The organism is Mesorhizobium sp. M5C.F.Ca.IN.020.29.1.1 (assembly GCF_003997375.1).
Taxonomy (GTDB): domain Bacteria; phylum Pseudomonadota; class Alphaproteobacteria; order Rhizobiales; family Rhizobiaceae; genus Mesorhizobium; species Mesorhizobium wenxiniae.
The window spans coordinates 1-17,641 of record NZ_RZSW01000068.1; the positions used below are offsets into that span (position 1 = coordinate 1).

Annotated in this window: 16 protein-coding genes; 11 read left to right on the plus strand and 5 right to left on the minus strand. The window is 60.2% G+C overall.

Features of this window, described 5'->3' with window-relative positions:
- The first annotated feature begins 149 nt into the window (after nucleotides 1–149).
- The gene (locus EOA85_RS08450) at nucleotides 150–614 is read left to right on the plus strand and encodes a YbhB/YbcL family Raf kinase inhibitor-like protein (protein WP_065007941.1); all 465 of its coding nucleotides are present in this window, start codon (nucleotides 150–152) and stop codon (nucleotides 612–614) included.
- 11 nt (nucleotides 615–625) lie between these two features.
- On the opposite strand, the gene EOA85_RS08455 is transcribed toward EOA85_RS08450, so the two are convergent.
- Entirely contained in the window at nucleotides 626–2,113 is a 1,488-nt protein-coding gene (locus tag EOA85_RS08455; RefSeq protein ID WP_127209063.1) for an FAD-dependent oxidoreductase, read from the minus strand.
- Between the two features lie 244 nt (nucleotides 2,114–2,357).
- Here EOA85_RS08455 and EOA85_RS08460 point away from each other — a divergent pair, with 244 nt between their 5' ends.
- Nucleotides 2,358–3,002, plus strand: a complete 645-nt coding sequence (locus EOA85_RS08460) for a hypothetical protein (RefSeq protein WP_127209064.1) — start codon at nucleotides 2,358–2,360, stop codon at nucleotides 3,000–3,002.
- Between the two features lie 273 nt (nucleotides 3,003–3,275).
- On the opposite strand, the gene EOA85_RS08465 is transcribed toward EOA85_RS08460, so the two are convergent.
- Nucleotides 3,276–4,334, minus strand: coding sequence for a LacI family DNA-binding transcriptional regulator (locus EOA85_RS08465; RefSeq protein WP_127209065.1), 1,059 nt, complete (start codon nucleotides 4,332–4,334; stop codon nucleotides 3,276–3,278).
- 207 nt (nucleotides 4,335–4,541) lie between these two features.
- On the opposite strand from EOA85_RS08465, the gene EOA85_RS08470 reads away from it, so the two are divergent.
- The 7 genes from EOA85_RS08470 (at nucleotide 4,542) to EOA85_RS08500 (ending at nucleotide 12,128) form a co-directional block, all read left to right on the plus strand.
- The gene (locus tag EOA85_RS08470) at nucleotides 4,542–5,531 is read left to right on the plus strand and encodes an autoinducer 2 ABC transporter substrate-binding protein (RefSeq protein WP_095519836.1); all 990 of its coding nucleotides are present in this window, start codon (nucleotides 4,542–4,544) and stop codon (nucleotides 5,529–5,531) included.
- 88 nt (nucleotides 5,532–5,619) lie between these two features.
- Complete coding sequence (locus EOA85_RS08475; protein WP_127209066.1) at nucleotides 5,620–7,134, plus strand: sugar ABC transporter ATP-binding protein; 1,515 nt, start codon at nucleotides 5,620–5,622, stop codon at nucleotides 7,132–7,134.
- The gene (locus EOA85_RS08480) at nucleotides 7,127–8,128 is read left to right on the plus strand and encodes an ABC transporter permease (protein WP_127209067.1); all 1,002 of its coding nucleotides are present in this window, start codon (nucleotides 7,127–7,129) and stop codon (nucleotides 8,126–8,128) included. Before EOA85_RS08475 ends, EOA85_RS08480 begins: the two co-directional genes overlap by 8 nt.
- Nucleotides 8,125–9,120 carry an ABC transporter permease gene (locus EOA85_RS08485; RefSeq protein WP_127209068.1) on the plus strand — a complete coding sequence of 332 codons (996 nt, stop codon included), beginning with the start codon at nucleotides 8,125–8,127 and terminating at the stop codon, nucleotides 9,118–9,120. The genes EOA85_RS08480 and EOA85_RS08485 overlap by 4 nt, the downstream gene beginning before the upstream one ends.
- Nucleotides 9,121–9,125: 5 nt before the next feature.
- Nucleotides 9,126–9,974 carry a sugar phosphate isomerase/epimerase family protein gene (locus EOA85_RS08490; RefSeq protein WP_127209069.1) on the plus strand — a complete coding sequence of 283 codons (849 nt, stop codon included), beginning with the start codon at nucleotides 9,126–9,128 and terminating at the stop codon, nucleotides 9,972–9,974.
- A 4-nt stretch (nucleotides 9,975–9,978) separates the two neighbouring features.
- Complete coding sequence (locus EOA85_RS08495; protein ID WP_127209070.1) at nucleotides 9,979–11,439, plus strand: FGGY family carbohydrate kinase; 1,461 nt, start codon at nucleotides 9,979–9,981, stop codon at nucleotides 11,437–11,439.
- A complete protein-coding gene (locus EOA85_RS08500) occupies nucleotides 11,436–12,128 on the plus strand; it encodes a class II aldolase/adducin family protein (RefSeq protein WP_065007848.1) in 693 nt (230 codons plus the stop codon). The genes EOA85_RS08495 and EOA85_RS08500 overlap by 4 nt, the downstream gene beginning before the upstream one ends.
- 94 nt (nucleotides 12,129–12,222) lie before the next feature.
- Here EOA85_RS08500 and EOA85_RS08505 read toward each other — a convergent pair whose 3' ends face one another.
- Nucleotides 12,223–12,696, minus strand: coding sequence for a phosphatidylglycerophosphatase A (locus EOA85_RS08505; protein WP_065007847.1), 474 nt, complete (start codon nucleotides 12,694–12,696; stop codon nucleotides 12,223–12,225).
- 360 nt (nucleotides 12,697–13,056) lie between these two features.
- Between EOA85_RS08505 and EOA85_RS08510 the strand changes: the two genes are divergently transcribed.
- The gene (locus EOA85_RS08510) at nucleotides 13,057–13,683 is read left to right on the plus strand and encodes a CDP-alcohol phosphatidyltransferase family protein (protein WP_065007846.1); all 627 of its coding nucleotides are present in this window, start codon (nucleotides 13,057–13,059) and stop codon (nucleotides 13,681–13,683) included.
- Nucleotides 13,684–13,832: 149 nt separating this feature from the next.
- Here EOA85_RS08510 and EOA85_RS08515 read toward each other — a convergent pair whose 3' ends face one another.
- Nucleotides 13,833–14,507, minus strand: a complete 675-nt coding sequence (locus tag EOA85_RS08515) for a protein-L-isoaspartate(D-aspartate) O-methyltransferase (RefSeq protein WP_127209073.1) — start codon at nucleotides 14,505–14,507, stop codon at nucleotides 13,833–13,835.
- Between the two features lie 574 nt (nucleotides 14,508–15,081).
- Here EOA85_RS08515 and EOA85_RS08520 point away from each other — a divergent pair.
- Nucleotides 15,082–16,074 (plus strand): glycosyltransferase family A protein, encoded by a 993-nt coding sequence (locus EOA85_RS08520; protein ID WP_127209071.1) that lies wholly within the window; start codon nucleotides 15,082–15,084, stop codon nucleotides 16,072–16,074.
- 190 nt (nucleotides 16,075–16,264) lie between these two features.
- Here EOA85_RS08520 and EOA85_RS08525 read toward each other — a convergent pair whose 3' ends face one another.
- Nucleotides 16,265–17,560, minus strand: a complete 1,296-nt coding sequence (locus EOA85_RS08525) for a polysaccharide biosynthesis/export family protein (protein ID WP_127209072.1) — start codon at nucleotides 17,558–17,560, stop codon at nucleotides 16,265–16,267.
- Between the last annotated feature and the right edge of the window lie 81 nt (nucleotides 17,561–17,641).

The window sequence follows — 17,641 nt, forward strand, 5'->3', positions numbered from 1 at the left end:
CGTTCACCACGTGGACGAGGGGCAGATGACCAAGGTTTGGGAATCCTTGCCGGCAGAAATCAGGCGCGCCGCGGAAGGTCAGCAAGCGGCGTGAAATGGCGCCCAGACCTCGATGGTCTCGGCCGTAACGCTTCTTTGGGGAAATGGAAATGCCACTCACCCTTATCAGCCCTGCGTTTCCGGCGGGCGGGAAAATCCCTGAAAGGTATACCCGTGACGGCCAGAACGTCTCGCCGCCGCTGAAGTGGTCCGGGGTTCCGGATGGTGCGAAGAGCCTTGTTCTTGTCGTGCAGGATCCGGACGCGCCGAGCGGCACCTTCGGGCACTGGGCGGTGTTCAATATCCCGCCCGATGCCAGCGAGCTAGCCGAGGCGCAAGATGGCAAGCCAGGTCCGTCGGCACTTCGGCAAGGCACCAACGATTTCGGCAATGCCTATTACGACGGCCCACAGCCGCCGGTGGGACATGGCGTCCATCATTATCATTTCCGGCTGGCCGTGCTCGACGTGCCGAGCCTCAGTGTGCCGGGACAGGCGGGCGTGCAGTCTGTCTGGAAGGAAGCCCAGAAGCATGCGCTGGAGCAGACTGAGCTGGTCGGAACCTACGCACGGTAACGCCGGCCGTGTCAGTCGCCGCCTTTTTTTACAGCGCGGGCAAGCGGTTTTCGAGCCGGGCCGTGGATAACCGTGCCGTCGGCGGCGAAAATCGAGCCATGACAAGGACAATCCCAGGTGTTGTCCGCGTTGTTCCAGGTCACGGTGCAACCCTTGTGGGTGCAGGTCGCCGAAACGGGGTGGAGTACTCCTTCAGTGTCTCTCCACGCCGCGATCTTTTCGTCACCCCTGACGATCACACCGCCCATGCCGGGCGCAATGTCGTCGATGCTTGAGACAATCGATTGGCTGCGGCCATTCCTATGAAAGTCCTCGGGATAAGACCGCGCCGGATCATAGAGCTTTTGCCATGGGCTCGGCCGAGCGCAGATCAAATCCGCGATCATCGTGCCTGCGGCCGTTCCATTGGTGATGCCCCAGGCGTTGAATCCCGTGGCAATATGAAAACCGGAGGCTTTGTCCGGATCGGGTTCGCCGGCATATGGAACTCTATCGGCCGTATCATAGTCCTCGTTACACCAGCGCCACGCCGCGTCCCCAACCGGAAGGCTCATTCTTGCCCATTGTTCCAGCTCGACGAACCGTTTCGCCACGTCGCCGTCCTGGCCCGTGTCGAATTTGGGACCGAGCGCGACCAGCAGCGGGCCTTCGGCATCGCGCCCGGTGCGGATGGAATGCGTTGGATCGTCGATGCCGATGAACATGCCGTCGACAGCAAGAGGGTCATCGATCCGGAACGCCATGGCAGTGTGGCAGCGCGGCTGGGTCCGGTTCGCCATACCGACGGGGCTCTTCACCGTCATGTTGGTGGCGACGACCACATGCTCGGCGTGGACGGTGCCGCTGTCGGTGACGACGCGCCAGCGGCTTGCCTCGCCGATCGAGATCGCGCGGCTGTTTTCGAAAATCCGTCCGCCACGGGCCGTCACCGCTCGAGCCAGGCCAACCAGATACATCGCCGGATTGAACTGCGCCTGGTCTGAAAAACGCAGAGCGGCGGCCGTTTCGAAAGGGAGCGGCGCGCGCTCGAGACTATCGGCGTTCAGCCCAACTTGCCGCGCGGCCTCTGCCTCGGCCACGATCTCCGCGCGCCGGCTTGCATCGCAGGTGTAGGTATAGGCGTCTTTGGCCTCGAGATCGCAGGGAATGCCATAGTTGCGAACCCATTCCCGGATCTGGACAGCGCCGGCGGAATTCGCATCGGCATAGGCTTGCGCCAGGTCCCGGCCGAAGGTGTCGATGAGATGGTGGTAGATCAGCGCGTGCTGCGTCGTGATCTTGGCCGTCGAGCGGCCGGTCACCTGGCCGCCTGTCCGCAGGCCTTCGATGACGATCACCGACCGACCGGCCTCGCAAAGGCGAAGCGCCGTCGTGAGCCCGACAATCCCGGCGCCCACGACAACGGCCTCCGCATGGATCGAGCCCTCGAGCGGGGGAGAATTCGTAGCGGGGGCTGCCGCCACCCAACAGCTTCCCGATTTTCCTGAAAGAATGGCCATTTCACCGGCGTCCCATGCGTTTGAGGCATCTCCACAACCCGCGCCGACGCGAAAACGTTCCCGGATTTACGGCGCGCACCATCGGGTTACCTGAGGCAGGTGTCGCAAGCCGCTTGGCAGAGCCCAAAGAAGAGTTCGAGGTATGGGATGATCCGCATCCAGTATTCTGGCGACAAACCAATTCGTACCTTGTTTTCCCCTGTGCAATTGCGAACAATGGCATGGATTGATTCGGAGCTTGTCTATGCACGCACTGCAAGCGGCCCTGGCTGCGGTGATCTTGAGCACTTCAGTCAGTTCTGGACTCGCCGATGACAATTCTCCCTTTATTTATTTTGCGACCCAAGACCCTTTCACAGACGGTCTGCCGACCAAGAATGATGTTTATGTCTTTGGTGGCGTGTTTGCGAGCGGGGCCTTCGGGGACACGATCAATGTTTTTGGTGCCGACTACACGGACAACTATATAATCGGAGCTGCATACGGCCGCGATCTCGTCGATATAGGCGCTGGTTTTGTTCTTGGTGGCGTCACCGGCGCGGCCATAAGATTTGGCCAGGACGACGATACGTCTGGCGAACTTTGGGCCGGAGCGCGACTTCGCCACCAGGGCCTTGTCATTGGTGATTTGGCGATTGCGCCCGCACTTACCGCTGGATTCAGTGCCGTTACAGGCCCTACCGAGATCGAGCGCGATCGCGAAATCCGCTACGATGGCGATGCATCATTCCTCGGCTTCGTTGGTGCGGAGCTTTCGTTCAGAGTCAGGCAAGCTCCCAATGTCGAACTTGTCTACCAACTCCACCATAGATCCGGCGCTGATGGTACAATTGGCGATATGAACGAGGGTTCTAATGCGAACACTCTTGGAATCCGTTATCGCTTCTAATGCTCGCTGCTGTTGGTCTTTGGCCTGCGCCCACGTGTCCCGTATTGGGCTCACAGTGAAGACGGCGACACTTTCGTGATAGGTTTGCACGGGAGATGGCGACCGTGGCTCCAATAAGGGATCACTTGTGAGCGAAGCAGCCAGGAGAAGGCGGCCGGCGGCACTTTCGGAGAAGAGGTTCTGCGGCGGTTCGGCACCGGTCTCAATGCCGATCGGCATGAGAAACCATTGAAATCTCAGGCGTGCAGGGTCACCTGTCGCGCCATTTCGCACTCACGCTATATCCTTCAGAGTGTCGAGCGGCCCTTTGAGCGCAGACCTGGGCTGGATCAACTCTGGCGCAATCAGGAAGGTCTGTGGCGTCGTCGTCGCGTTATCGATCAGCTCGAACGCCTTCGTAATCATCGCCTCAATGTTCTGCCGCACCATGATTACCGGGAAGGGCAGGAAGGAGCCGAACGGATCGTAGTCGTAGCAACCGACGACGAGCTCACTAAACATCTCCGCCGGCCGGCCCGCCATGAAACGCAGCAGACCTTCCATATTGATCGACGAATTGACGAACAGCGCGCGCGGCAGCTTGCCATGGCGTTGGTAAAACGCCTCGAAGGCACGCAAAGTTATATCGGGCGAATACCCGGAGGACTGCACACCGTCTTCAGGGTCGGCGCCCAGCAGTGCCTTCTTGGTCGCATGGAAAGCGGCGATGCGTTCGCGGCTGGCATGGTCGTTGCGGCCGCCAAACAGAAACAGCTCGTCCGGCCGCAGAGGATCCTCGTTGCCGAAGCGGCGGATGATTGCTTCCGTCAGCATCCGTGCGCCCTCATAATTGTCGCTGATCACCGAATGCGCCTTCGCTCCCGGCAGGTCGATGTTGATATGCCTCAGCCCCGCCGGTTCGCAGACCTCGTGCACGCCGTCCGGATCGGTGGCGCCGACGATGAAGAGCTGGTCGATTGAATAGGAGATCAGCGTCTCCGCGGTCCGCCGTTCCTCTTCCGGGTCGCGGCTGGCGCTAACCACGACCGGGCATTGGCCGCGGCTGCGCACATGCCCCTCAAACGTCTGCGCCATGGAGGAGAAGTAGCGATTGTCGTGGACGGGCAGCATCAGGCCGACCAGGCCCGATCGCGAGCGTCGCAAGCCTCGCGCCTGCAGATTGGTGGTGTATTGGTGGAGTTCGGCGAGGCCGAGAATTGTTTGCGCCGTACTTTCCTTGATGCGGCGCTTGCGCCAAGTGCCGTTCAGGACGGCACTCACGGTCGAGGGCGAACTGCCCGATAGCACGGACAGGTCATAGATCGTCGCCTTTTTCTTGACCCGCTGATCCATCTGGCCCTCCCGCGCGTCTTTTTAGAGCAAATATCCCGCTTGACGAGAGCTTCTCCATGCATAATAGTTTCTGCACCATCGATTGTGCAAGCGGAAACCGGTGGATAATCGATGGGGAGTGCCCGTGTTTTCGGGGAGGTTTCTAACGGCCGCCGTCGTTCGACGGCTCGAGTGTGTTCCACTAGGAACGTTATGGGAGGAGTACAGATGAAAAAGCTCATGATCGCGGCGCTTGCCGCGACCCTTTTGCTTGGCGGATCGTTCGCTGCAATGGCACAGCAGGCCGGCAAGGTCGGCGTCGTCGTAAAGATCGGCGGCATTCCGTGGTTCAACGCAATGGAGGCGGGTATCAAGGAGCGCGGCCAGAAGCTCGGCGTCGACGCGTTCATGGTTGGCCCAACCAGCGCCGATCCGGCACTGCAAGTTCGCGCCATCGAGGATCTGATCGCACAGGGGGTCAAGGTCATCGGTGTGGTGCCGAACGATGCCAAAGTGCTTGAACCGGTGCTGCAGAAGGCCAAGGACGCCGGCATCATCGTCATCACGCATGAATCGCCTGGCCAGAAGGGCGCCGACTGGGATTTCGAACTCGCGTCCGCGACCGGCTTCGGCGAAGCTCATGCCAAGCTCCTGGCGGAGAAGATGGGCGGCAAGGGTGAGTATGCAGTGTTCGTCGGCTCGCTGACGGTGCCGCTGCACAATGCCTGGGCCGATGCGGCAATCGAGTATCTGAAGAAGAACTATCCCGACATGAAGCTTGTCGGCGAACGTTATGGTGTCGCCGAGGATGTGGACAAAAGCCGCAGCACTGCGCTTGACCTGATTTCCGCGAATCCCGGCTTGAAGGGCTTCCTGGCCTTCGGCAGCCAAGGCCCGATCGGCGCTGGCCGCGCAATCGAAGAGCGGCGGAAGGTGGGGGAAATATTCGTCCTCGGCCCATTCTCGCCAGGCCAGGGCCAGAAGCTCATCAAGAACGACGCGATCTCCGGCGGCTTCATGTGGAATCCGAAGCAGGCGGGCGAGGTTTTCGTCACGCTGGCCGACCATCTCATGAAGGGCAACGAGATCAAGGACGGCGATACGATCGAAGGGCTAGGGACAGTCAAGCCCGACTTCGAAAACCGTAACATCATCGTCGATCAGCTGGTCCCCATCAACAAGGATACTGTCGACGATCTCGCGGCGATGGGCCTGTAAAGCCTCCCAAGGCTATGGCAGCCGGGCTGGCCTCGAGCCGGCCCGGCTGCAGGACTGCAAACGGGATTGAATCCAGGGTTTCAACTCGATGGCTGATCAGGCACTCGATGGCGCCACATCACGGCCGTTGCTGTCGCTCCGCAACACGAACATGACGTTTGGCGGCGTGAAGGCGCTGAAGAATGTCAGCTTTGAGGTGCTGCCGGGCGAGGTGCATTGCCTCGCCGGCGAGAACGGCTCCGGCAAGAGCACGCTGATCAAGGTCATTACGGGCGTGTACAAGCCCGAGGCGGGCGCCGTGATCGACTATGATGGCCAGAGCTACTCCAATATGTCGCCGGTTACGGCGCAGGCCGGCGGGATTCAGGTTATCTGGCAAGACCTCGCCCTGTTTCCCGAGATGACTGTCGCCGAGAACATCGCGTTCCAGACTGTCATCGGCCGCTGGCCGCGGCTGGTGAACTATGCCGAAATGCGCCGTGTCGCGACCAACGCCCTGCAACGTCTTGGTGTGACCCTCGATGTCGATTTAGCACTCCACCATTTTCCCATCGCACAGCGGCAGATCGTAGCAATCGCGCGCGCCCTCGTCGGCGAGGCGAAGCTCGTCTTCATGGACGAGCCGACGGCGTCGCTCACCCAATCCGAAACCGACTATCTGCTGGACATTGTGCGCAATCTGTCGGCGTCGGGCGTCGCCGTTGTGTTCGTCAGTCATCGCTTGGCGGAGGTTCTTGAAATCTCCAGCCGCGTCACCGTGCTGCGCGACGGCGCGCTGGTAGGCGTCTATCCAACCAAGGGCCTGACCCAATCGCGCATCACCGAGCTGATGACGGGCAAGACCTTCGACTATTCCGTCCTGCATCGGGATTTGAGCAAGAGCCCGGTCATGCTTGAGGTCGAGGGACTGTCGCGGCCCGGCGAATTCCAGGATGTGTCCTTGGCGGTCCGGCGCGGCGAGACGCTCGGCATCACCGGGTTGCTCGGGGCAGGGCGCACCGAGCTGGCGCTGACATTGTTTGGCATGCGCAAGCCGAAATCGGGCTCTGTCGTCCTGGATGGCAAACCCGTTCGCTTCGGTTCCAATCGTGACGCGATCGCCGCCGGCGTCGCCTATCTTTCGGAAGACCGGCTGTCGCTCGGCCTCATTCAGCCCCAGGCAATCGCCGACAACATGGTCATCGCCTCGCTGGACAAGATCCTTTCGAGCGGTTTCATTTCGAGCGATCGCAAGCGATCTCTGGTCAATCGCTGGATAAGGGATCTCGGCGTCAGGATCGGAAAGCAGGACGACGCGATCTCGACCCTGTCGGGGGGAAACCAGCAACGTGTCGCCATTGCAAAATGGCTGGCGACCGATCCGAAGCTGCTTATCCTCGACGCACCGACAGTCGGCGTCGATGTCGGCGCGCGCGCCGGCATTTTCGACATCGTTTCCAAGCTCGCAGACAGCGGCCTGGCCATTATCCTGATCTCGGACGAGGTGCCTGAAGTCTATTTCAACGCGGACCGTGTGCTGCACATGGCTCAGGGGCGCATTGTCGGCGAATATGCACCGGGCGCTACGACCCTCCAGGCGATCGAGGAGGCGGTCTATGCGTAGGTTTGTCCGCTCCCACGCAACGGAACTGGCTTTGCTGGCCGTTATCGCAGTCATCTGCGTCTTCCTTTCGTTCGCGACAGACCGGTTCTTCACCCTCGGCAACGCGTTTGACCTTCTGAACACCAGCTCGGTCAACATCATTTTCGCCGTCGGCCTGCTCGTCGTGCTGGTCGCCGGCGGCATTGACATTTCCTTCGCGGTTGCTGCCTCCGTTGTGCAATATCTGACGGCGACCGTCCTCGGCTGGGTCGGCGGCGGCAATTGGATTATCGGCGTCATCATCGCTGGCGCATTGGGCGTCGCGTTGGGCTGCATCAACGCCTTCCTGATCCACGGGTTCAGAATCATTTCGATCGTCGCCACGATTTCGACTTTCAACATTTTCTTCGGCTTGCTGATGTTCTTCACAGGCGGCGTGTCGATCTACAATCTTCCGGACTGGCTCACCAACCGTGTCGTGCTGTTCGAGCGAGAGATGGCTGACGGCAGCTGGGCGGAAATCACCCTACCTGTGCTCATTATGGTTATCTGCGTGTTCGCTACCTGGGCGTTGATCACGCGCACCACCACTGGGCGCCAGCTCTACGCATTTGGCGACAATCCGGAGGGGGCGCGCCGCTTCGGCATCAATATTGGTGCCATGCAGTTTATTGCATTCGGCTGGCTGGGCCTGATGGCGGGCATCGCCGGTCTCGTGCAAGCGCATTACGCGCAGGAAGTGGTGCCGAACGCCCTTTATGGTCGCGAACTCGACGTCCTGGCAGCCGTGGTCCTTGGCGGTGCGCGGCTCGGCGGCGGCAAAGGCAGCGTGCTCGGCTGCATTCTGGGCGTTCTGTTGGTCTCGATCACCCAAAACGGACTCAATTTGATGGGTGTATCGCCTTTCGCGTTCAAGATGATCGTCGGCGCCATTATTCTTGCCGCCATCACCCTGTCGAACACCAGCATCGAACGCCTGCTGCCGTTCCTGAAAAGCCGGCGGGTGCCTTCATGACGGTTTTGATTGAACGCGCCCGCAACGCGCTCGGCCCCGAACTAGCAGGTCCGCTCGCCGCGTTCGTAGCGGTTATGGTCGTGTTCGGCTTTGCCGCGCCGAACTTCTTTTCCCGTGCCACCTTTGGATCGGTCGCCTTCCAGCTGCCGGAACTCGGCCTCCTCACGCTTGCCATGCTGCTGCCGATCCTGACCGGCGGCTTGAACCTGGCCATCACCTTCACGGCCAACATGGCCGGCCTGACGCTGGCTTGGGTACTGCAAAGCCAGGGAGGCGTCGACGCAGGCATCGGCGCCTTTGTCCTTGGCTCGATCCTTGCCATCGCGATCGGAGCACTGAGTGGGCTGATCATGGGCCTCGTCATCGCCTACACCAAGGCTCACCCGATCCTGGTCTCGCTGTCGATGATGATCTTCCTGCGCGGTCTCGGCGAATTCCTGACGCGCGGCGGCGACGTGTCCGGCGTTCCCGGCTTCTTCGCGGCGATCGGCTACGGTTCGATCTTTGGCATCCCGGTACCGTTGCTCATCTTCATCGCTTGCGTGCTGATCTGGCAGGTCTTGCTGACGCGCATGAAGCTAGGCTTCAACACCTACATGATCGGCTCCAATATCGAGGCCACGCGCTATTCCGGTATCAATACGCGCAAGGTGCAGGTTCTCGTCTACACATTGTCGGGAGCGATGTGCGCGGTTGCCGGCATCATCATGCTGGCGCGCTTCAATTCGGTGCGTGTCGGCCACGGCGAGTCTTACCTGCTGATCACCGTGCTTGCCTGTTTTCTGGGCGGCGTCAATCCGTTCGGCGGCTTCGGTCGAGTGATCCCGGTCTTCGTTGCGCTGGTCGTGCTCCAGCTTCTGTCCTCGGGACTCAATCTGATGGGCGCGAACCAGCATCTTGCGACGGCGGTCTGGGGGATTTTGATGATCACGGTGATGATCCTGCGCTGGCTTGCCGGGCGCCTCAAATTCCTAAACACAAACAGAGGATGAGTTAGATGCATGGTTTTGGGGTCCACACCTCGATGTGGACGATGAACTGGGACCGGGCCGGCGCGGAGAAGGCGATCGCGGCTTCGGTCAAATACGGGATGGACTTTATCGAGATCGCGCTTCTGAACGCGCCGGCGGTCGATGCCGCGCATACACGCGCCTTGCTCGAAAAGCACAATCTTCCTGCGGTTTGCTCGCTCGGCCTGCCGGAGCGCGCCTGGGCCTCGGTGCGGCCGGATGCCGCCATCGAACATCTCGAAGAGGCCATCGACAAGACGGCGGAAATGGGCGCGCTGGCGCTTTCCGGCGTGATTTTCGGCGGTATCGGCGAACGCACCGGCGTGCCACCGACCGAAAAGGAATATGACAACATCGCGCATGTGCTGACCGTCGCCGCCAAGCACGCCAAGAAGCGCGGCATCGAACTCGGAATCGAGGCCGTGAACCGCTACGAGAACCATTTGATCAACACCGGCGCGCAGGCCGTCTGGATGGTCGAGAAAATCGGGGCCGACAACATCTTTGTTCATCTCGACACCTACCATATGAACATCGAGGAGAAGGGGGCAGCCAATGGCATTCTGGCCGCCCGCGATCACCTGAAGTACATCCACTTGTCCGAGAGCGATCGCGGCACACCAGGCACTGGCAACTGCCCCTGGGACGAGATTTACGCAACGCTGGCGGCGATCGGTTTCAAGGGCGGACTTGCCATGGAAAGCTTCATCAACATGCCGCCGGAAGTCTCCTACGGTCTCTCGGTCTGGCGCCCGGTCGCGAAGGATGAGGCCGAGGTGATGGGCAATGGCTTGCCGTTCCTGCGCAACAAGGCTCGCCAATACGGTTTGATCTGACACGATGGGTGACGGGCAGAAGGCGGACGGCGCGAGGATCGCCGTCTTCGATGTCGGGAAGACCAATATTAAGCTCTCCGCGATGACGCTCGACGGCGTGCTCGTGGAGAGCCTCTCTGTCCACAACGAAGTGCGGCCCGGTCCACCTTGGCGGCAGCACGACCTCAAGGGCATTAGCGACTGGCTGTTCGGCTCGCTTGCCAGTTTGTGCCGCCATCACCCGCTGGAAAAGGTGGTCGGCACCGGACATGGCTCCGCGGGAGTTCTGGTGAACGCAGATCCCGACGAGACGTCCGCCCTGCCGATGATTGACTACGAGCAGGATCTGCCGCCCGCAATTCGCGATGGCTACGCGCCGCTTTCGGGCGATTTCTTCGATCGCGGCAGCGCGATCATGCTAAAGGCCGCCCACCAGGCGCGCCAGCTGTACTGGATGCAGCAGGTTGATCCGGAGCGCGTCGCCCAGGCTCGCTGGTATCTGGCCTTGCCGCAATATTGGGCCTGGCGGCTGTCAGGCGTGCCATCGGCCGAAACGACGATCCTCTCGGCGCAATCGCATCTATGGAACAATGTGCGCAAGCAGTGGTCGCCCATTGTCGCGGGGCAGGGGTGGCAGCGCCTCATGCCACCATTCCATCCGGCCTGGGAGACGTTGGGGCCAATCCGGCACGATCTGGCGCGCCGGCACGGCATACCGGAAAAGCTGTCTGTCCTGACTGGCGGCCACGACAGCAGCCTGAACCTCTACCGCTACCAGGCGGCAGGCATGCGCGACGCCTGCGTGATCTCTACCGGAACCTGGATTGTCGGAATGTGCGCGGCGACACCTCTCGACCACCTCGATGAAAACCGCGGAATGGTGCTGAACAGCGACGTGACGGGAGGCCCGGTCGGCGGCGTTTTGACCATGGGCGGACGAGAGTTCAGTCATGTGGCAGGACAGGGGCAAGAAGAAACTGCGGCCGACGCTGCGCTGGTCAGCTTGTTGATTGAGCGCGGCACCTTCGCATTGCCGTCGTTCGGCGACGATGACGGCCTGTTTCCCGGCAGCGCTGGGCGCGGCCGGTTTGAAGGGCCGCCTGCAGAAACCCCTGCTGAGCGCAAAGCGCTCGCCGTGCTCTATGCCGCGCTGCTGACGACCGAATGTATCGATGCGCTGAACGAAGACGGGTTGGTTGCATTGGATGGCACCTTCCTGAGGGATCCGCTCTACGCCACGTTTGTTGCCGCGCTGCGGCCAAACGCCGAAACGGTCTACAACCTCGACTCCTATGGCACCGCTTCGGGTGCGGCGTTACTTGGCGAACATGAAACTCGTGACACGCCGGCTCCCATCGCACTCAGCCGGCCGACCGCCTTTGCCGGCGACCGTAACGCGCTCGCAGCCTATGGACAGCGGTGGCGCGAACTGGCGAAGCGAAACAACTTGCAACAGGGCAACACCAGCAAAAGGGACAATCGATGACCGATGACAGCGCGCTGCGCCGCGAGATGGTCGATGTTTGCCGCCGGATGAACTCCAGCGGTATCAACCAGGGCAATGCCGGCAACCTGTCGGTGCGCTGCAGCGACGGTTTCCTGATCACGCCCTCGTCGCTGCCCTACGAAACGATGACGCCCGAAGACATCGTCGAGATGGGCTTTGACGGCACCTATGTCGGCCGACGGCCCTCCTCGGAGTGGCGCTTCCACCGTGACATTTTGAGGGAGCGGCAGGAGATCAACGTCGTGCTGCATTGCCACTCGCTCTACGCCACGACGCTGGCCTGCCATCACAAGACGATCCCGAGCTTCCACTATATGACAGGAGTGGCTGGCGGTACGACGATCCGCTGCGCGGAATACGCAACCTTTGGCACGCAGGCCTTGTCCGACAATGCCTTGGTTGCACTCAAGGAACGCTTCGCCTGCCTGCTTGGCCAGCACGGCCAAATTTCGCTCGGCAAGACCATGGAAGCGGCGTTGTGGCTGGCGAACGAGGTCGAAACCCTTTCGCGCATGTATGTCCAGGCGCTTACACTTGGTGAGCCGCCCGTCCTTTCCGACGAGGAGATGGCACGGGTGATCGAGCAGATGAAGAAGATGAGCTATGGCCAAGCGCCGGATCCGGAGGGAACGAACGATTTGGCACGGCCGCGCGACGCTGCGGTCTAGCGCTGCTCCGGCAGATTTTGGTGGCGAGAGGTCTGTTTTTCCCGGTGGGCCGCAATAAGCTCGACAGTGGCAGGTGAAGACTAAGATGTCCCCCTTACGGCAAACGTTGAATCAAATCGTTCAGCAAAAGCAGCAACGCGCCGGCAAAGACAGCCGCAGCCGCGTCGTCCAGCATGATGCCGAGTCCACCCCTTACCTTCTCATGCACGACGCCGATGGGCCAAGGCTTGACGACATCGAAAAACCGGAAGGCAAGGAAACCTGCTGCCCACCAGACCGGGTCGAGCGGCAGCATGGAAAGTGTTGCGGCGGTGCCGAAGGTCTCGTCAACGACCACGATCTGCGGATCCTCCGTCCCGGTATGGGAGACGACATGCGACGACGCCCATACTCCCACGGCGAATAAGGCCATATAGGCGAGCACGATCAGCCAAGGCGATGCAGGTATCAGGACCGCGGCAAGAGCCACTCCGACGCCCGCGCCGGCCGTGCCCGGCCATAACGGAGAGAATCCTGCGCCGGCAGAGGTCGCGAGTAGGCAAGCAAACTTAGGCAGAAATTTACGCATGGAGTTTCGGACGGCTTCCCCGTGAATTGTAAATAGGCATTATAGTCACATCTTTCGGGATACTGCCGCTAGACTGCCAGTCGGTGTGCGGCGGCAGACACGACGGGCATTGCAGAAACTTCGGAACAACATCGGACGGTTATAGCAGCAACCGAAATTTTCCGTTTCGCCGACAGCTTGACAGTTCTCTGGCTACCTTAATCCATTGGCGGCATTCGCCAAAGAAACGCTGCTGGTTGAGCCGGCCTGATCCGGTCTCCGCCGCGCTGACCACCTCGGTCGGCGCCGACGGGCTGGAACGAACCCACAATTTGCCGGTTAAGCTTCGCGGAACGACATCATAAGAGGAGCAAAGTCATCATGATCGCCGGTCTCATGAAACGTCGTATCGACCCGCTATGGGAGCACGCCGCTTCTCCGCTGATCGGGATCGGCATGACCCCGAACCAAGTTACAGCCGGCGGTCTGGTGCTCGTCGCCCTGTCGTGCGCCGCCTATGTGTACCACCAGTCAAGCCTTGCCTTTGGCCTTTGCCTCGCGTTGGCCTTCACCTTCGACGCGCTGGACGGTGCGGTCGCCCGTCGGAGACATATGAGCACGAAGGCCGGTGGCTATTTCGACGCCATGGCCGACCGCTATCAGGAACTTGCCGTGTTTGCGGCAATAGGCTGGGTCGCCGATCTGTGGGCGATCGCAATGATCGCATTCGCCGGCGGAATCCTCACCAGCTACGCCAAGGCGCGGACGGCGATCGAAATCCCCATAGAAAACCAGGCGTGGCCGGATTTCTTCGAACGGATGGAACGTCTGGTGTTCATTTGCGTGCTGTTAGTCGCCGATGGATTGGCGATCGCCATGGGCGCCGCTTCGCCTTGGTTTCTCACGGGCGGGTTCGCGCTTTACGCACTGCTGGCAAACGCCACAGCTCTGCAACGGATCAATCGCGCATTTGCCATGCTCAAACGAGCGGACGCGAAGCAGCCGTGAGACGCGAAATCCCATACTGGTTTTGGGCGGCGGAAAACGCGAGGCGCTGTCGCGGGCACAGTCGGTTAAAAACAATCCTCCCGGGGCCTGCGTCATCTCTGGGCATAGCGAAGTTGCTGACCCCTGTGGGCCAGATGTCCGCACCCTCATTAGACCGTTTCGAGCCGGCTGAACCGAACCGGGATGAGTTTGCGAGTCTTCAGTTGCCCTACCGAATCCTTGTCGATGACCGTCAGCAACTGCCCTTGTTCAGGGCCCACAGGCAGAACCAGGCGGCCCCCCGGCTTGAGCTGCTCAAGCAAAGCCGGCGGCGCCCGCCCAGCCGCGACGGTGACTAGGATCTTATCGAATGGGGCGTGCTCGGGCCAGCCGCGAGACCCGTCACCGACACGAATGCTGATATTGGATAGACCGAGGCCCTGCAGGAGAGTCTCGGCATGGCTTGCGAATTCCTCGATGATTTCGACGCTCCAAACGTGCCCGGCGAGTTCCGCGAGGATTGCGGTTTGGTAGCCCAGGCCGGTGCCGATCTCGAGCACCGCCTCGTGCGGCTGGAGAGCAAGGAGATCGGTCATGAGAGCGACGATGAACGGCTGCGAGACGGTTTTGTCGAAGCCGATCGGCAGTGGCATGTCCTGATAGGCATAAGGCGCGACCGAGCTCGGCACGAAGAGATGGCGCGGCACCCGCTGCATCGCTGCCATCACCCGTTCATCGAGCGCCGCCTTGCCGAGTTCTTCGCTTGCAAGGTCGGTATGGATTGCAATCATCTCGACCATGTGTCTGCGTAGAACTGCGAGGTGTTTTTCATTCATTGGCTTCATGACGGTGGGGCTTTCCTCGACCAGCTTGCTGCCAGATAGGCTTATATCCTGTTCGTCACAGCAACGCCCGCCATCGTTTCCGGTTGCGGGTGCCCGCGGCCAACCGGAGGTAATTTTGGCGTTGCGTCTTGGCATCGGCGGCGGCCCCGGAGATCCCGTGCCATGTCGCCATAACGGGTATGTCCTGGATCGCGGTGATCGAACAATGAACGGCATTGCGTGCATGCGTGGGCAGCCGGCGATCTCAACCGGGGCGTTGTCGTTGCAGTAGTGGACGCCTGTTTCACCGAGCGAGGCTGCGACTGCATGGCTTCGGGCAGCGGGAATGCCGCGACGGGCAGTTTTGGGAGGTTCCTCACTCACCTACACAATCGGAGTTCCTAAATATCCGGCTAAAGTCCGAAGGCCGCTACTTTATCGCTTCCAGGAGTGCTGAGTGGAACTCGCCGGGGGGCCTCTGCCTTGCCGCTCGGCCGTCGTGGTTGAATCCTCGCATCAGCTAAAGTAGAGAAAGTTGATGGAACTACCGGCCTGATGTGCCATTTTACCACGTCGTGAGAGAAGACGAAGGCAAATGAGCCAGCACAATGCCACTGTGATAGGCGTCGTGGTGCCCATGTTCAATGCCGAGAGAACCATTCTCCAGACGCTGACCAGCATCTGCCAGCAGAGCCACCAGGCGCTGGACATAATCGTTGTGGATGATGGGTCGACGGACCGGTCCGCGTCAATCGTGGCCGCCTATGCCGAGCAAGATCGGCGTATACGCCTTTTCAGGCAGCCGAACGCGGGTGTTGCGCACGCACGCAACAGCGGCGCAGCTGCCACCGATGCGGAGTTTCTAGCGTTCGTGGACGCGGATGATCTTTGGGCTCCGTCCAAAATCGCATTGCAACTGCGCGTCCTGCAGGAAGGAGGCTCGTCAGCTGGCCTAGCATATTGCTGGTTTGCGGAGATCGACGAGGACGGTCGGATATTTTCACTCAAACAGCCCGATGCCGATGGTCGCGTGCTGCAACGCATGTGCAGAAACAACTTTGTCGGTAACGGAAGTTCGATGCTTGTACGTCGCTCCGCATTCGAGCGGGCGGGACAGTTTGATCCTTCCCTGAGGGCGAGGAACGCACAAGGCTGCGAAGATTTTCTAATGTGCCTCAGAATAGCGGAGAATTACGAGTTTCGTGTCGTGCCACAATATCTTGTGGGTTACCGTAGGACGAGCGGCAACATGTCGAGCGATGTCATGCAGATGTTTCGTTCGTATCAAATTGTCCTAGCCGAGTTTCACGAGAAATATCCGCAATTTGGGGGCGATCTCAATGCCCATCTGCTTGACACGATCAATTCGCTTGCCGTGAGAGCTTTGCTTCAAGGGCGGCCTTCCGCAGCCTGGTACCTGTCGAAGAAGCTCTTTGTACTGGAGCCGCGCACGGCCATTTCACGTCTGCCTCACACGGTCGACGTCTTCTGCCGCGGATTGGTCCCTCGCTGGATCAAGGTTCGAGTGAAACGGATGCGAAACGCCGAGTCTCGGCCTCTCTATGACAAGATTTATCTGGAGAGGTGAGTGCGTCCCTGTTCGGGCGTACCGAGCCGGAGCTGTTGAAGCTAGATGCTTGATGCCAGGCTTTGGCGGCGCACGCGGCAGTCACGTCATTGCCCGGACCCTGAGCGGCCACCAGAACGATCTTTGCCCCGGACCACATTTCCATAGGACACGTGCAACTACGCGCCGCCTCTATACAGTATTTAATTGTTTAGTTCGCGACCGCTCCTGGTGGGACCTCCAGCGTAATTGTGATGGTGTCACCCGGAGCAAGCAGAGTATCTTCAGTCGCCTCGGTCGTCGCTGCCTGTCCGTCAGTGGAGCGGGTTACACCGATCGTAATTCGGTCCCCTTCGCCTACAAGGTCGCTGCGCATCTGCATCACGTAGGCGATTTGTTTGGTCAATGAATCCATCTCAGCGCGCATTTGCGTCATCGCCGCTCGTTCAGCCTGCAAGTCAGCCAACAGGTCAATTCGACCCTGGTCGATAAGCTTGTCTAGACTGCGCTGCAAGTCCCCTTGGTCGCGTTCAAGTCGAGCGATCTCAGCGTTGGTTTGCAACGCGCGGGTCGCTGACAAGAGCACTGCGCGTTGAGCATCGTTGACCCTCGTGATCTGGATCAGACCTTTTTCGAAGAGCTTCTTGAGGCGATCAAGTTCCGCTGCATCTGCGGCTGCGCCCGCTTGATCCGCCTTCTGCTGCTCCTTCAGGTAGCCCATTCGCTCCGCCGCCTTGGTTGTAGCCAACTTAATCGAAGCGCGCTCTTTCTCCTGATCCGCATAGACAGCTTCAAGATGCTTCCCCTCCTGCTGCAATGCTTCGTCGCGACGAGGTTCGAGGCTCGGGTCACGTTCTGTGTTCGGAACCTCAATCGCTCTGGCGCCGCTCAGCTGCGCCTCTATGCGAGCAGCCTTGATTTCGCTTTCCTGGTACTTGATGCGCAGAATGTGGAGGCGGCCGCCAAGGTCCGCTGCTGTCATTTCAGGGTTTTGAAGCTCACCGCGACCGAGCTGGTAGCCGCCGCCAGCCGCCACAGCCTGTCGGACAGTCATGCCGGGTCTGAAGGCCTGAGTCCCAGGAGAGGCAATGTCCCCGTCAATATAGACGGGTCTGTATTCCTCAATATCAACTACAATCTGATCCGGGTAAAACCCAGTCCAAGTCTCAGTGCCGTCGGCGGATCGTTGTGGAAGGGATTTTGGTTTTAAACCCTCAATTACCTCCTTGCGAACATCCTCTATTGTCTTCCCGAGAACGGTTAGGGGGCCCAGGACCGGCAACACGATTACACCGCTTTGGTCGATGACAGCTCGCTTTTGCATCTCGGGATAGCCTAAGACAGCGAAGCCGATCACGTCGCCAGTCTGCAGACGGTACTCGCCGACATTGTACTCCTCCGCTAGGGCAAGGCCATTCGACGGATTCGAGTATGCGAAAAACAAAAACACGCAAGCGAGCGCAGCGCAGCTGCCTGCCCGCATCCAGCGCACCGATCTATTCAACATTCGCGATCACCCCGCAATGTTTAAGCATGACGTCGACGCAGACCTTTCTCACAACGCCATTCCTTTGAGGCGAATTTACGC

What these genes read in the sequence shown, in the direction of transcription:
- EOA85_RS08510 (WP_065007846.1), top strand. Translation starts at nt 13,057, where the DNA reads ATGATCGCCGGTCTCATGAAACGTCGTATCGACCCGCTATGGGAGCAC.
- EOA85_RS08455 (WP_127209063.1), bottom strand. Translation starts at nt 2,113, where the DNA reads ATGGCCATTCTTTCAGGAAAATCGGGAAGCTGTTGGGTGGCGGCAGCC.
- EOA85_RS08525 (WP_127209072.1), bottom strand. Translation starts at nt 17,560, where the DNA reads ATGTTGAATAGATCGGTGCGCTGGATGCGGGCAGGCAGCTGCGCTGCG.
- EOA85_RS08485 (WP_127209068.1), top strand. Translation starts at nt 8,125, where the DNA reads ATGACGGTTTTGATTGAACGCGCCCGCAACGCGCTCGGCCCCGAACTA.
- EOA85_RS08495 (WP_127209070.1), top strand. Translation starts at nt 9,979, where the DNA reads ATGGGTGACGGGCAGAAGGCGGACGGCGCGAGGATCGCCGTCTTCGAT.
- EOA85_RS08520 (WP_127209071.1), top strand. Translation starts at nt 15,082, where the DNA reads ATGAGCCAGCACAATGCCACTGTGATAGGCGTCGTGGTGCCCATGTTC.
- EOA85_RS08475 (WP_127209066.1), top strand. Translation starts at nt 5,620, where the DNA reads ATGGCTGATCAGGCACTCGATGGCGCCACATCACGGCCGTTGCTGTCG.
- EOA85_RS08460 (WP_127209064.1), top strand. Translation starts at nt 2,358, where the DNA reads ATGCACGCACTGCAAGCGGCCCTGGCTGCGGTGATCTTGAGCACTTCA.
- EOA85_RS08500 (WP_065007848.1), top strand. Translation starts at nt 11,436, where the DNA reads ATGACCGATGACAGCGCGCTGCGCCGCGAGATGGTCGATGTTTGCCGC.
- EOA85_RS08505 (WP_065007847.1), bottom strand. Translation starts at nt 12,696, where the DNA reads ATGCGTAAATTTCTGCCTAAGTTTGCTTGCCTACTCGCGACCTCTGCC.
- EOA85_RS08470 (WP_095519836.1), top strand. Translation starts at nt 4,542, where the DNA reads ATGAAAAAGCTCATGATCGCGGCGCTTGCCGCGACCCTTTTGCTTGGC.
- EOA85_RS08450 (WP_065007941.1), top strand. Translation starts at nt 150, where the DNA reads ATGCCACTCACCCTTATCAGCCCTGCGTTTCCGGCGGGCGGGAAAATC.
- EOA85_RS08480 (WP_127209067.1), top strand. Translation starts at nt 7,127, where the DNA reads ATGCGTAGGTTTGTCCGCTCCCACGCAACGGAACTGGCTTTGCTGGCC.
- EOA85_RS08515 (WP_127209073.1), bottom strand. Translation starts at nt 14,507, where the DNA reads ATGAAGCCAATGAATGAAAAACACCTCGCAGTTCTACGCAGACACATG.
- EOA85_RS08490 (WP_127209069.1), top strand. Translation starts at nt 9,126, where the DNA reads ATGCATGGTTTTGGGGTCCACACCTCGATGTGGACGATGAACTGGGAC.
- EOA85_RS08465 (WP_127209065.1), bottom strand. Translation starts at nt 4,334, where the DNA reads ATGGATCAGCGGGTCAAGAAAAAGGCGACGATCTATGACCTGTCCGTG.